Here is a 14,314-nt window from a genome sequence, read left to right as displayed (position 1 = left end):
TAAATCTAAAAACTGATTATTTTTTAATTATTTAGGTGGAGTTATGTCTTCAACGTTACCAGCTATTTTAACCAATACAACCGTTTCTCAATTTCCCGCTGTTACTAAGGTGGAAATTAATTTTTTAAGTGATGCTAGAAAATTATTAGATATTGGTTTTCCTGATCATGCACTATTAAATATTTGGAATGCTTCTGTACATAATTTACGTCGGAGGGTTGAGCTATATGGAGTTGAACTTTTTAACTCGGCGATTAAAGATGAATCTGGAAGGAAGAAATATGAAAATAATGGAGAAACACTTACTGAGAGATGGGCGGGTGTTGATGATCTAGTGCTTATTAATGGATCAATAAAACTAGGTGTTTTGAATAAAAAAGCTGGAAAAGCTTTGGAAATGATTAATTGGATGAGAAATCATGCGTCTCCAGCCCATGCAAGTGATAATACTGTTGAGCAAGAGGATGTTTTCGGAATTGCTTTGATTTTACAGAAAAATTTATTTGAAGCAGAAATGCCAGATCCAGGACATTCACCTTCAGGTTTATTTGATCCTATAAAAAAATCAATTTTAGATGACGAAAATTTAGCTTTACTAAGAGATCAAATTAATGCGTTTAAATTAAGTGATATTCGTATTACCTTTGGCTTCTTACTTGATATGATTTGCAAAGGAGAAGCCCCAGCCTCTGAAAATGCGAAAGCATTATTCTCAGCCGTCTGGCAGCGTGCGAATGAAGATCTAAAATGTTCAGCGGGTCAGCGTTATCATACATATCTTTTAGATCAAGAAGCTGATACTAGTTCAGATAAAGGTGCTAAAGTTCGTGTTTTAGAGACATTACTGAAAGTAGAAGGAATAAAATATATTCCAGATGCAGCTCGAGCAACATTATTTAGAAGGGCTGTAAAAAAGTTAGCTCAGGCGAAAAACACAGCTTATGGGTGGAATGATGAGGTTAAAGCAGCAAAAGCTTTAGTACAATTTGGAACAGCAATTCCTTCAATTGCTTTTGAGGACGTTTATCAAGAAGTATTAGCTGTAATATGCGGAAATTATTGGGGGCGTTCAGAAGCATATACAATTCTTAAAGTTTTATTCGAAAAACTTAATAGCACCCAACTCATGACTGTGGCGAGAATGTTTGAAAATAATACTAGGGTTACGGAAGAGTTATTTCAGCATAGACCTAAAGCTATAGCATTGGGCATTCTATCTGATATCCAAGACAAAATGACAATTCAAGCTAGCAAAGATGAAATTGATGAAATTATTGAGTATGTTGAGGGATTATAAAGATTTCATATTTAAATGGTATGAAATTATTGCGAAAGTAAGCCATAGATAGAAAGTTATTTAACCTTTCCGACACTACCATTTGTCAGGAATGTCAATAAATAATCAAGACTATCACGCTATAGTATATGTACCATTTCTAAAATCTATGGAGAACAAAAATGGTCATAGCTGGCGAAAAACCTGGTATCGGCTTTTATTTTTGTGTCCAATGCGGACACCGCACCTATTTAGAAATTGGTACTGATCGTCTACCTCCGTGTACCAAATGCCTTGGCAATCAATTCAACAGTAAGAATGCCTAAGCCGCAAACACCAAACAGTTATCCACTGTTTTGATGAAAGCCCTGTCACTCGATAGGGCTTTTTTGTTACCTTAAAATATGAAATAACAAGAAATACGCCTCAAGCAAAAATAAGGAAAACCCAGATGGAAACAATATTAGGACTTTGTATCGGCGTAGGATTAAGTGCAGCCTGTGGTTTTCGTGTCTTTGTTCCTTTATTGGTGATGAGTATTGCAACTCTCATGGGATGGTATGAACCTGCAAAAGGTTTTGAATGGTTAGCGATCCCTGCCGTATGTGCTGCACTTGGATTTGCAACCATCTGTGAAATCGCTGCTTATTATGTGCCTTGGGTTGATAATCTTTTGGATACCATCGCCACGCCTGCGGCAGTGGTTGCTGGAACACTGACCACAATGGCAGTCAGTAGCGGGGAAATGTCTCAGTTTGCGACTTGGGCAGCCGCGTTGATCGTGGGTGGTGGAACGGCAGGTGTGGTGCAAATGAGTACCGTTGCGGCACGTGGTGTCTCAACTGCAACCACAGGTGGACTCGGTAATTTTGTAATCGCAACAGGTGAGTTGATTGGCTCGGTCTTGTTGTCGATTTTGGCATTTATTATGCCTGTGCTGATTACGGTGTTGGTGATTGTTTTAGTGATTGTGGTCGCACGTTGGGTACAGAAAAAAAGAAAAAATAATCTTGATCAGTCAGCTTACTAAAGAAAAAGGTTGAACATGGACTCAGATAACCTAAGAAACATCATACAGAATTCATTTAATCAAGCTGTTCAATATTGTGATGCCTCTGAGTTGCAAAAACTTGACTGTGAAGAACGATTGCGTAATGCAAATCGCAGTCGGGTATGGATTGAAACCTTGGCAAAATCATTGTTGAAAGCCTCGCAAAAATTAGAAACTTCAGCAGAAAAATATCAAGCGTTTTATCGCAAGAATCGAAAAAATGATCATCAGGTTGATAACAATGCGCAGATGTTCGGCTTAACTGAATTTCTGTTTGACGTTGTGATTGCGGAAATGACCGAGTTTGATACAGCCAGTAAAAAGAGGAATATCAAGTCAAAATATGCAAAGCTTCAGGCAATTCGAAAAGCAGTCTGGATTGTAGAATGTGAGTTTCAGCGTAAAGATTCAAGAGCGTTATTGCTTGATATGAACAAGCTGGTTTTAGGGCGGGCTGAGCATAAGCTGTTTATTATGAGTCAGGATGAAAGTGAAACCCAGGATTGGGCAATTGAAACCTTTAATGCGCTTTCAAAAGATGATGATGCGAAGATTTTTCTGGCACGGATACCGCATCCTTGTGATTGGGGCAAACAACACAATAAAGTTGAAGTATTTGAAATCCCTTATATAAAAGAGAAAAAGACCAATAAGGTTGACCAGGGTACGGAGATATTGCCTCAAGTGATTTGAAACAGAGATATTGAAATTTAACAGTTTTATGTAGTGAAGTTAAATTGTCCAGTTTAGTCCATAAGTGAAACATATTTTTAGGGTTCAATATCATGAATGGATATATTGACCATCGAAAAACTGTTTAAAACAGAGTAAATTACCATCACTTTTTGATTTTGCGTTTCAGCCTATGGCAATCACTTGGATTCTATTCACCCTCATGGCTGCTTTCATGCAGGCGTGGCGTAATGCATTTCAAAAACAACTCAGTACCACGGTTGATGTCTATGGAACGACGCTGGCTCGATTTCTATTTTCGCCCATCTTTGCATTTAGTTATCTGGCGTTTCTCTATCTGCACCAACCTGTCACAGCGCAGGTTCATTTCTCCAATAAATTCTGGTTCTATGTGGTAATTGCAGGCATTAGCCAGATTTATGCCACAGCATTAATGGTCAAACTATTTCAGCAGAAGAACTATGCGATTGGTGTCGGACTGGCTAAAAGTGAAGCCATTTTGGCGGCTTTAGTCGGTGTTTTATTCCTACAGGAACATTTAACCACTTGGGGCTGGGTGGGTGTATTAATTGGTGCCGTGGCAGTCTTTCTATTAAGTAAAGGTCGTCAACACACTGAACTATCATTTAAAACCCTAATGATTGGTCTGGGGAGTGGATTATGCTTTGCCATCACTTCATTACTGGTACGCGAAGCCAGTCTGGAACTGAGCATGTTGCCGTTCCTGCATCGTGCAGGGTGGGTACTTTGCAGCCTGATCAGCTTTCAGTGTATTGTACTTTTACTCTACCTAGGGATTTTTAGCCGAAAAACACTTTATAAAATGTGGCAGCGCCTTGGCCTAACCCTGCGCGTGAGCATCTGTAGTTTTCTCGCCTCAGTTGGTTGGTTTAGTGCCATGAGTATGCAAACTGTGGCAATTGTTAAAACCTTGGGACAGGTCGAAATATTATTTAGCCTACTGATCTCAGCATTTTTCTTTAAAGAGAAGCTCGCCAAAACCGATCATTTGGGTTTGTGGTTGGTGATTGTGGCCGCAATTATGGTGATTTGGGCCTAATCTGTTTTTTAAATGAAAAAATACACAGATAAAATAGGATATATCGGAAGATAAGTGGTAAATCTATACTCTATTTGGAAAATAATTCCAATTATAAAACTGGATCTGCAAAATTATTTCATGACTGGCTAAAAATAGTAATTTTTAGGAAAACAATCCCACAGCAATCTGCCTAAACTATGTCTCAAGGGTGTGAAAGGGATCGAAAAGAGTAGCATGCACCGAAGCTTATAAAGCAAGTGTGTACTTACCCAAAAGGTCTCGATTCGGCTTAGGACGCTATAGATCAAAAGTTTATAGGCAGAGGTTATAACTTACAAAGTTATAGGTGTTGAAGTAAACAACATGTTTTCCCTTGATACCCTGAAAAATTTAATGAAATAGAATATGACCAATCAGACTTAAATAATAAAAACCACATCAATAAAATCTAATATAAATGTGAGGTTAATCCGTAAAGTTTTACTATTTTGAATATAAGTCGATGTTTTTATATTAAAAAACAAAATGATATAATTGGAACAATAGGTAAAACCAAAAGATGATCACAGGAAATAGGTCAGAACAATAATGAATGAGTTTGAGCTTAAAATACGCTATCCACATCATGTCAACCGAAATGAAATCGATCATTTGGGTGCATTTGATTTAGCGACTATTTTAACGAAATTTGACGAAATGGCATGGCGTCAGCAACTTATTCGTCAACTACAGCTCAATGGATCAGATACCAGCTTTATTGTCACTGATGGCTATTCGGGACAAACGCTCTCGATTACGCTGGATGCCTTTGCCAAGTCACAACAGCTTGAATTTAAGCTGGAGAGTGATATTCCCGTAATTATTCCTAAAAAAGATGTATTTGGACTGGTAACACGCAAAACCAAGGATATGGTTTCATTCAGGCAACTGAGTTTGGCACGGGCAAAAGACTACCTGATTGCTTTTCTTAATCGTGAAGTTGCGACACTGGAAGAGATGTATAAAGAGAATTTAGCCAAGAGCATTAAAAATTCCTAATTGTTCTTAAACCATCAAATTTAAGGACTCTTGCTAAACCCCTTGGCAGAACTATAATCGTTGTCAATTTGCGTTTATCTAGGTTGCTTGTTGCCATGCCCTTAAATAACGACTTTATCTATATGCCACCACAGGAACCGCTTGAAATCATATATGAAGATGAATATCTGGTGGTGGTCAATAAGCCTGCTGGATTATTGTCAGTAATGGGACGTTTACCTGAACATCAGGACAGTGCCTACTTGCGGATTTTGGAAAAATTTCCAACAGCTAAAGTCACTCATCGGCTAGATATGGCCACCTCTGGCTTGTTGATGTTTGCCAAACACCGCGATGCCGAGGTTGCGGTCAGTAAGATGTTTCAGGCACGTACAGTTAAAAAATATTATGTTGCTTTGGTACAGGGGCAGATTCAGGCTGAGGGAAGTGTTGAAGTTCCCTTGATCACTGACTGGGAAAATCGTCCGCGTCAAATGGTACATTTTGAACTGGGTAAACAGGCCAAAACCCTGTTTCAGCTGATGGAATATGATGTGGAAACAGATCAAAGTCGAGTCCGTTTGCAACCTGTTACAGGACGGTCACATCAACTCCGCGTCCATATGATGCATATTGGTCATCCCATTATGGGAGATAAACTCTACCATCCTGAGCCAGCCAGGTTTCATTTAAAACGCATGGCTTTACATGCGGCATATTTGGCATTTCAGCATCCCTTGAAAATGCATGATATTGAACTATATTCAGATGTGAAATTTTAAGCATATGAATGTAAAAAAAATATATTCGATCCAGCAAGTAAAATGGATGGCATTATAAAAATCACAACAAGACCAGTTAAAGCTACTTTTACTGGAGGCAGACCCAAGTTGGGAACAGGTTTCCACTTATCTATCACAGGCAAATATCTTTATTCTCTTGGATCACCAAAACAATATCATTGCTCAACTCTGCCTATTGCAAAATAACGATCGGGCCGAGATTAAGAATCTGGCTGTAAATCAAAAACATCAAAAGCAAGGCTTTGCTAAAGTATTAATTCAGCAGGTTATTGAGAATGCCAAACACCTTAAAATCAAAAATTTGTGGGTGAAAACAGGCAACTCCAGTCTTGATCAGTTGGCACTTTACCAGAAATGTGGTTTTCGCATGTCACATATCGAGCGTGATGCCTTTAAAGATTACCCTAAACCACTCTGTGAAAATGGGATTCGCTGTCTTGACCAAGTGGTGCTTTATATTGTCTTTGGTTGAGTTATACCTAGGGGTAATTTCTTAACTACAATAATTATATTAACGTGTCTAAAAACTGACATAAAAATAGGTTAATCTATAGCCAAATTATCAATTTAAAACATAACAAAGGATACTGATATGACACGTGACTATGACCAATTTCCAGACAATGATAATGGCAATGTACTGTGGCAAATGGTTGAGGATGGTAATGACCTGAGTGAACCACATGAGGTTGAATTCTCGATTGTTTTTGAAAAGCAGGAACAAGCTGAAAAATGTGCCTTGCATCTTTTACACCAAGAGCAAAAAATTTCACTCTATCAGGAAGAACAGCACTCAGATGGTTCAGACCTGTGGGTACTGAACATCCATGTTAATATGATCCCAGAATATGCAGATATTGAAGACTTGGAAGAGTGGATCACACGTATTGCCCAGGAGTTTGATGGTGAATATGATGGTTGGGGGTGTATGAGTTATATTTATGACGAAGATGAGTAAAATTAATTATGTGAATTGTTGCTGAATTAACAAATAAATACATTCTTTTCATTCCCTGCTATGAGATGGAGAATTAACTTCATGATTTATAACCCATTGAAATGTATTTGTTTAAGTTTTTTTTGTGATCAGATAGTCTATTCTAATTCAATGCGTGTTGTATTCGTATCATTTTTTAATAGATGAACTTTCTTGTAATGTGTGATATTGAACATTTTGAAACTTTAAATTATTAAAAAAATACTTTAAGCTTCGCTTGCAAATATTATAAGGCATATTGAACAAAGTATGCGTCTCAGGGGGGGAAGATGGATGAGCAATCGGTTAGTTTAAAAGTACTACCACGGCTTAAACCCCGTGGTGGGCTAAAGGTAATGTATGCTGCAATTCGCGCACTCTTTTTGCGCGAACTACAGACCCGTTTTGGTGAGTATCGTTTAGGGTATTTGTGGATTATCCTAGAACCTGCTTTACATATTGGTTTTATGCTGATCTTGTTTAGTAGTCTTGGCCGAACGGTTCTTGGAATGGATTATGAGGTATTTTTGGTCAATGGTATTTTGCCTTTTTTCATGTTTAAGCAAATTTCAACACAAGCATTAAATGCGGTATCTGCCAATAAAGGACTGTTTAGTTATAGACCTGTAAAACCGATTGATACTTTACTAGCCCGTAGTTTTTTAGAGCTTTTTTTGCATTTTGTAGCTTATATTTTCTTTATGGCGATTTTACTTTGGTTTGGTTTGCCAATGAGTGCGGATGCAATTCCACAGTTATTAGGATGTTGGATCATTTTATTTATTCTGACTTTAGGTTTTGGTCTAATTTTTTTGGTGCTGGGTGATATTTCTCCAGAAATCAATAAATTTATTGCTACATTTTTCTTTATCTTATATTTATTTTCAGGTGTTATTTATACCATTCATATCATCCCACCTGCTTATCAGCCTTATTTATTGTGGAATCCATTAGTTCATATTATGGAATTGATGCGTCATGCTGTTGCGCCTACTTATCCATTGGCGAATGGAGTCTCTTTATCCTATGTTTTTGTATGGATTTTGGGAACATTTTTTTTAGGATTACTGCTTTACACTCGATTTGAACAGAAAATGGTGAAATCTAAATGATTGAACTACATGATTTGACCAAATCCTATGTCACGCCGAAAGGACGACATTATGTCTTTAAAAATTTAAACGCAGTTTTGCCTGAAAATAAAAGTGTTGCGATTCTTGGTAAAAATGGTGCAGGTAAAAGCACCTTGTTAAGAATCATTGGGGGTATAGATTTTGCTGACAGTGGCAAAGTCATCACTAATAAAACCATTTCTTGGCCAGTGGCATTATCAGGTGGTTTTCAGGGTAGTTTAACAGCTCGGCAAAATGTACGTTTTGTTGCGAGGCTTTATCTTAGCAATGAGGATGAAGTCGATCAAGTGATTGACTTTGTCGAGTCCTTTGCTGAAATTGGTAAATATTTTGATATGCCGATTAAAAGTTATTCATCTGGTATGCGGGGGCGAATTGGTTTTGGATTAAGTATGGCATTTAATTTTGACTATTACTTGCTGGATGAGGCTGGAGCAGTGGGGGATGCCAATTTTAAGCGAAAGAGTCAGGTTTTGCTGGATGAGCTTAAGCAGAAATCAAACATCATTATGGTATCTCATGATTTAAATGATCTGACACAGAATTGTGACGTGGCCTTTCTGATGCGTGATGGTCAGGCTGAATTCTTTGAAGATGTTGTACAGGCAATAGAGGTTTATAAAGCGTATGCGGTCAATAACAAATAAAGGCTTAGGCATAAGTTACAGTGCCATTGTCATTTTACCTCTATTGCTGATAGTTGGGTATCTATGTTTCTTTGCCCAACAACGCTTTGTTTCAAAATCGACTTTACTGGTCAAGCAGGTGGGTGAAGTTTCCAATGTTTCGGCTTCAAGTGGATTAAGTACCCTGTTAGGAGTAAGTAATACCAGTAGTGAAGATGCCCATATTTTAACTGCCTATATCAACTCACGAAACATGGTTGAACAACTTGATAAAAAGCTAAATTTACGTAAAGCCTTTATTGCGCAGAATGATCCTATTTTTGGTTTGAGTTCAGATGCCTCGGTTGAGGATCTGGTTGATTATTTTAATCAAAGAGTTACAGTTGATTTAGATGAAAAAACCATGATGATGACCATATCATCACAGGGTTTTACCTCAAATTTTGCCTTACTGCTGAATCAGGAAATCCTAAAAAGCAGTGAAGCTTTTATTAATGGTCTTTCCCAACAAATTGCAGAAGAACAGCTTAAGTTTGCAGAAAAGCAATTAAATGAAGCAAAAGAACAATTAAATACTTCTCGTGATGCCTTGCTTGAGTATCAAAATCGTAATCAGATGTTTGATCCACAAGCACAGGCACAGGCAATTGCGACATTAGTGGCTGGTTTAGAATCAAATCTAGCACAGTTGCGGACGGAGGAGCGAACCCTGCTGAGCTATTTAAACCCAGAAGCTCCGCAAGTGGTAGCAATTCGTAGCCAAATAGAATCGGTACAAAAACAGGTTAATGATGAAAAGGCGAAACTGACTTCACCTAATACTAGTAAGCTGAATAAGAGTGTGGCTGATTTTGAAGCATTGAAAGCAAATGTTGAATTTTCGACTGATCTTTATAAACTGTCTTTGGCTTCACTTGAGAAAGCTCGTTTGGAAGCTTCTCGTAAATTAAAGAAACTGGTTGTGGTTTCAACACCTGAGTTGGCACAGGATGCGCTTTATCCGCGTACATTGTATTTAATTGCTACCTATTTCCTTGTATTAAATATTTTATTTGGAATCACTATGTTGATTTATTCAATTATCCGTGAGCATAAGGAGTAAGAAAATGAAAAAAATAGTATTAACCAGTATGCTTGCGTTCTATTCAATCAACAGTTTCGCAATAGAGACTAACAGTTTATTACCTCAGAATTTAACTACTAACCTCAACCCAACTGAGACAAATACTGACAATACAATTTTGCCTAGCCAATCTGTTGTTGGTCTTTCACCAAGTAATTCCCAAAAGTATTCAACCCCAATAAAAATGTTTGGCGAGCAACTATTCAAAGGTGCATTTGCCAGTACTGCGGGTTCAACATTTAATGATAGTTATGTGCTCAATCCAGGTGACAATATCAATTTAAGACTTTGGGGGGCGTACCAGTTTGCTGGAACATTAACGGTTGACCCTCAAGGGAATATTTTTATTCCAAATGTGGGACCAGTAAAAGTTGTAGGTACAACCAATGGTAGTTTGCAGTCATTAATTGAGCGTTATGTGCGTAAAATCTATGTGGCAAATGTCGGGGTCTATGCTGCATTAGTACAGGCACAACCTGTAAAAGTGATGGTCACAGGTTTCGTAAATCAGCCAGGTTCATACGGCGGTGTCGCCAACGACAGTGTATTGGCTTATTTGGACCGCGCTGGTGGTGTTGATGCCCAACGTGGAAGTTATGTTGATATTCGAGTTATGCGAAATGGTCAACTTAAGCAGTATGTGAATCTATATGACTTCTTAATTGCAGGGAAATTACAGTCATTTAGTTTTAAAGATGGAGATGTGATTGTGGTTGCGCCACGAAGCCATACCTTTTCAGTTGGGGGAGAAGTCTTTAATGCCTATGATTTTGAGTTTAATGTTCCAGAGGTGACTGTTGCACAGGCTTTGTCTGTAGCGAAACTGAAACCAGGAGCAACCAATGTGAGTATTATGCGCCGTCAGGGAAGTGAGTACCGTAGTGAATACTATCCGCTTTCTGCTGCAAATAATGTGGTGATTGAAGATGGTGATGTGCTAACGGTTACGGCTGATCGTTATGCGGGAACGATTCAGGTGCGGATTGAGGGTGCACATAATGGTGCACATGCCGTTGTGCTACCTTATGGTTCAAAACTTTCTGAGGTGTTAAGGCAAATCCAGCCAAACGTTCTTTCTGAGATAAATGCTTTACAACTTTTTCGTCCCTCTGTGGCCAAACGACAGAAAGAGATGTTGAATGTTTCTTTAGACAAACTTGAAGAAGCAACTTTTTCAGTACGTTCCACCACTCAGGAAGAAGCAAATTTACGGGTTAAAGATGCAGAGCTGGTTAAACAGTTCATTGCTAAAGCACGTTTAATTGAGCCAAAAGGACAAGTGGTCTTAAATGCCAAAGACTTTGATGATGTTATTCTGGAAAATGGAGACATTTTAAATATTCCTGAAAAAACTTCCGTTATTATGATTCATGGTGAGGTTACTTTTCCCAATGGTGTAATTTGGCAACCTAATATGTCAGCCAATTCATATATCGAGCAAGTTGGCGGTTATACGCAGAAATCGAATAAGTCCAAACTGGTGGTGATTCATCAAAATGGAGAATCTGAGCTAGTAAGTGGTCGCTATAAGATTCAGCAAGGTGATGAGGTTTTGGTTTTACCTAAAGTGCAAACTAAGGGTGTTGAGCTTACACGGGGCATCACTCAGATTCTCTATCAAATGGCAATTGTGGCTAAAGTTGCGTTGGATTTGTAGGATAATAATTCTAATTCAAATAAGAACCGAAATATGAGAAAAACATCATATTTCGGTAATGTACCAAATATTTAAGAGAACTTGCGAATAAGTTGGCTTAATTCCTCTATATATTGCATTAATTGAGCTTTGGCATTATCGCCTTGAGTTTCTACATTTAAGCGTAATAATGGTTCTGTATTAGAACTACGAATATTAAAACGCCAAGTACCAAAATCACAGGAAACACCATCCATTTTATCTAATTTGGGATTTAATTCTTGATACTTCGATAAAATTTGCTGAATGACATATTGAGCATCACTCACTTTAAAATTAATCTCACCACTACATGGGTATTTATGAATCATCCCATTGACTAATGAAGAAAGAGAAGTTTGCTTGCGAGAAAGCAGATCAATAACCAATAGCCAAGGAATCATTCCGCTATCACAATACCCAAAATCCCTAAAATAATGGTGAGCAGACATTTCCCCGCCATAAATTGCATTTTCTGCACGCATCACTTCTTTAATAAAGGCATGACCAGACTTGGATTGAACAGTTATTCCACCATATTGTTGAACAATATCCAGTGTATTCCACGTTAAACGAGGGTCATGGATAATTCTTTCATTTGTTGTTTTGCTTAAAAATGCTTCAGAAAGCAAACCAACGATATAGTACCCTTCTATAAATTGCCCATTTTCATCAAATAAGAAACAACGATCAAAGTCACCATCCCATGCAATACCTAAATCGGCATGATGTTCAATGACAGCTTGACTAGTCACCCCCTGATTTTCCAATAAGATTGGATTGGGAATACCATTTGGGAAGCTACCATCGGGTTGATGATTAATCTTAATAAATTCAACAGGAACTTTTGCCTCAATAAAACGTTGTTCAATGGCATCAATAACGGGTCCAGCCGCCCCATTTCCTGCATTAACTACAAGTCTTAATGGTTTTAATTGATTAAGATCGATATAGGTCATTAAATGATTAATAAATTCAGGAAGAATATTATAGAACTTTGTTGTACCTAGCCGAGATGGTGACTTAAAATTGCCCCGTTCTGCGATATGTTGAATATCTTTTAAACCTGTCTCAATACTAATAGGTTTTGCATTTTCACGAACAAGTTTCATCCCATTATAATTCATTGGATTATGACTTGCAGTGATTTCAATGCCCCCTTGTACATCAAGATAAAATGCTGCGAAATAAACTTGTTCAGTACCTGTCATTCCTAGATCGAGTACATCTACACCTGCATCATTTAATCCTTTGATTGTGGCTTGCTTTAAACTTTCACTAGATAATCGAATATCACAACCAACAGCAACTGTTTTTGCTTGATAAAGATCACCATAGGCTCGGCCGATACGATAAGCAATATCTTCATTGAGTTGGCTATTAAGTTCGCCACGTATATCATATGCTTTAACGCATGTTATGTTCATATTTACTCCAAATGAGGATATTGATGTTTAATGAAATTTTGATAATATTTTAAATTCTTATCTTCAATTTTTAAACTATAAGGAATATCAAAATTCCGAGAATCAGATGTATTAAATAGGGGAACATATAAAGATGTTTTGTTTTTTAAAGCCTGAATATGCCATGTGTTCCATGCTTCCCAATAATCTAATCTTGATGCTGGTATCTTTTGGTCTATGAAACCAGTTTCCGGGGCATTCATTAGAGATGCTGGGTGATGTGCACCTATTGACAAAGGAATATCAACTTTTAAAACAGCCTGATCGCCAAATTGTAATTTTAGACGATTTAAGAACTCTGAATCTGCTCCTGTCTTAACACAATCCCAAAAACCAATTTTATCCATTACAATTTTTCGTCTAAAGAGTAAGGAAGAAAGATTGAGTCGAGCAATCGGATAAATTTTTCGTGAATAAATTTCACCAAAATTAGAAAGTCTAAACCAATTAGATGTTGTTGCGATAATTTTAGGATTTCGTAATAGAGGTTGTAATTGTAATTCTAACTTTTGTGGATGTGACCAGTCATCGGCATCATGACATGTGACAAACTCTCCTTTGGCAAATAACAATGCTAGATTCTTAGCCACATATGTGCTTGTATTAAATGGAAGCTGGTGAACTTGAATTCTTGTATCATTTTTTGCATATCGTTGAATAATTTCCCATGTTTGATCTGTGCTACAATCATCTATGATAATAATTTCAATGTTTTGATAAGATTGTTGTAATATACTATTTAAGGTGGAGTGTATATATTTTTCACTATTATAACAGGTGATTAAAATACTAATTAGATAAGGCTGATGGAAATTTTTTGGAGAGTTTATGGGTGTAATATTTTGAATATTTAAACAGGAATACTGATCTATTTTTTTTATCTCAGTTAATTTGTAAAGCTTGAAAATTTGATTAATATATTCAATATAGGAAATATCTTTATGAAAATTTATTTGTGCCTGAATTAGAAAAAGATTTGCCGTGTTTTTTATATTATTTTTTTTTAATGTGGAAATAAATTTTTCAGCTAAATCTAGCTTTTGATGCTGTACTAAGATTGCTATGCTGAGTAAGGAAACGAGATTATACTTTTGTACTAAGTTCAGAGTAGAATCAATATCAAATGCTGTTAATTCTTCAACTAGAAGTTGAAGGTGTTGAGGAAACTTTCGTTCTATAATTGTGATAATTTTTTTAGATTTATCAGTCTCACCACATGCTGCATATGCTACAGCAAAAGCAATGAGACTAAGAGGAGAGTTCTTATCTATAGTTAAGGATCTAACTGTTTTATACATTCCTAGCTTATAAAAAGCCCATGTGATTTGAGTGGTATTATGATCATCTAATGATTCGAAAGATAAAAAATGAGCAAATCTTTTTTTGCGATATAAATAAAATGCCTTAATATCTTGGAAAAGTTTAGATAACAT

The 14,314-nt window shown here is 37.0% G+C and carries 14 protein-coding genes and 1 pseudogene; 13 read left to right on the top strand and 2 right to left on the bottom strand.

Features of this window, described 5'->3' with window-relative positions:
- The first annotated feature begins 43 nt into the window (after positions 1–43).
- The 13 genes and pseudogenes from QTA56_RS15270 (at position 44) to QTA56_RS15210 (ending at position 11,397) form a co-directional block, all read left to right on the top strand.
- Positions 44–1,297: a hypothetical protein gene (locus QTA56_RS15270; RefSeq protein ID WP_125318384.1), complete on the top strand. Its 1,254-nt coding sequence runs from the start codon at positions 44–46 to the stop codon at positions 1,295–1,297.
- Positions 1,298–1,458: 161 nt separating this feature from the next.
- Positions 1,459–1,602 (top strand): zinc ribbon-containing protein, encoded by a 144-nt coding sequence (locus QTA56_RS15265; protein ID WP_267981847.1) that lies wholly within the window; start codon positions 1,459–1,461, stop codon positions 1,600–1,602.
- Positions 1,603–1,727: 125 nt separating this feature from the next.
- On the top strand, positions 1,728–2,306 hold the full coding sequence (locus QTA56_RS15260) for a DUF4126 domain-containing protein (protein ID WP_267981846.1): 579 nt from the start codon (positions 1,728–1,730) through the stop codon (positions 2,304–2,306).
- 15 nt (positions 2,307–2,321) lie between these two features.
- Positions 2,322–3,020 (top strand): hypothetical protein, encoded by a 699-nt coding sequence (locus tag QTA56_RS15255; protein ID WP_267981845.1) that lies wholly within the window; start codon positions 2,322–2,324, stop codon positions 3,018–3,020.
- Between the two features lie 172 nt (positions 3,021–3,192).
- Positions 3,193–4,080, top strand: a complete 888-nt coding sequence (locus tag QTA56_RS15250) for a DMT family transporter (RefSeq protein WP_267981844.1) — start codon at positions 3,193–3,195, stop codon at positions 4,078–4,080.
- A gap of 570 nt (positions 4,081–4,650) precedes the next feature.
- On the top strand, positions 4,651–5,100 hold the full coding sequence (locus QTA56_RS15245) for a hypothetical protein (protein ID WP_267981843.1): 450 nt from the start codon (positions 4,651–4,653) through the stop codon (positions 5,098–5,100).
- Positions 5,101–5,195: 95 nt separating this feature from the next.
- Complete coding sequence (locus QTA56_RS15240) at positions 5,196–5,861, top strand: pseudouridine synthase (RefSeq protein WP_267981842.1); 666 nt, start codon at positions 5,196–5,198, stop codon at positions 5,859–5,861.
- 19 nt (positions 5,862–5,880) lie between these two features.
- Positions 5,881–6,354 (top strand): annotated as a pseudogene (locus QTA56_RS15235) (GNAT family N-acetyltransferase).
- A gap of 120 nt (positions 6,355–6,474) precedes the next feature.
- Positions 6,475–6,840 (top strand): ribonuclease E inhibitor RraB, encoded by a 366-nt coding sequence (locus tag QTA56_RS15230; protein ID WP_267981841.1) that lies wholly within the window; start codon positions 6,475–6,477, stop codon positions 6,838–6,840.
- A 308-nt stretch (positions 6,841–7,148) separates the two neighbouring features.
- Positions 7,149–7,970 (top strand): ABC transporter permease, encoded by an 822-nt coding sequence (locus QTA56_RS15225; RefSeq protein ID WP_267981840.1) that lies wholly within the window; start codon positions 7,149–7,151, stop codon positions 7,968–7,970.
- Positions 7,967–8,638: an ABC transporter ATP-binding protein gene (locus tag QTA56_RS15220; RefSeq protein WP_267981839.1), complete on the top strand. Its 672-nt coding sequence runs from the start codon at positions 7,967–7,969 to the stop codon at positions 8,636–8,638. Before QTA56_RS15225 ends, QTA56_RS15220 begins: the two co-directional genes overlap by 4 nt.
- Positions 8,619–9,719 carry a KpsE/RkpR family capsule polysaccharide export protein gene (locus QTA56_RS15215; protein WP_267981838.1) on the top strand — a complete coding sequence of 367 codons (1,101 nt, stop codon included), beginning with the start codon at positions 8,619–8,621 and terminating at the stop codon, positions 9,717–9,719. The genes QTA56_RS15220 and QTA56_RS15215 overlap by 20 nt, the downstream gene beginning before the upstream one ends.
- Positions 9,720–9,723: 4 nt before the next feature.
- Entirely contained in the window at positions 9,724–11,397 is a 1,674-nt protein-coding gene (locus tag QTA56_RS15210; protein ID WP_267981837.1) for a polysaccharide biosynthesis/export family protein, read from the top strand.
- Positions 11,398–11,468: 71 nt separating this feature from the next.
- Here QTA56_RS15210 and QTA56_RS15205 read toward each other — a convergent pair whose 3' ends face one another.
- Both QTA56_RS15205 and QTA56_RS15200 read right to left on the bottom strand, forming a co-directional pair.
- Positions 11,469–12,842, bottom strand: coding sequence for a phosphohexomutase domain-containing protein (locus QTA56_RS15205; protein ID WP_267981836.1), 1,374 nt, complete (start codon positions 12,840–12,842; stop codon positions 11,469–11,471).
- Positions 12,843–12,844: 2 nt separating this feature from the next.
- Positions 12,845–14,314 (bottom strand): glycosyltransferase family 2 protein, encoded by a 1,470-nt coding sequence (locus QTA56_RS15200; RefSeq protein WP_267981835.1) that lies wholly within the window; start codon positions 14,312–14,314, stop codon positions 12,845–12,847.

Source organism: Acinetobacter thutiue, from assembly GCF_030385805.1.
GTDB classification, from domain to species: Bacteria; Pseudomonadota; Gammaproteobacteria; order Pseudomonadales; family Moraxellaceae; genus Acinetobacter; species Acinetobacter corruptisaponis.
The sequence above is the reverse complement of the archived record's forward strand: the minus strand, read 5'-3'. Positions and strand labels throughout refer to the sequence as shown.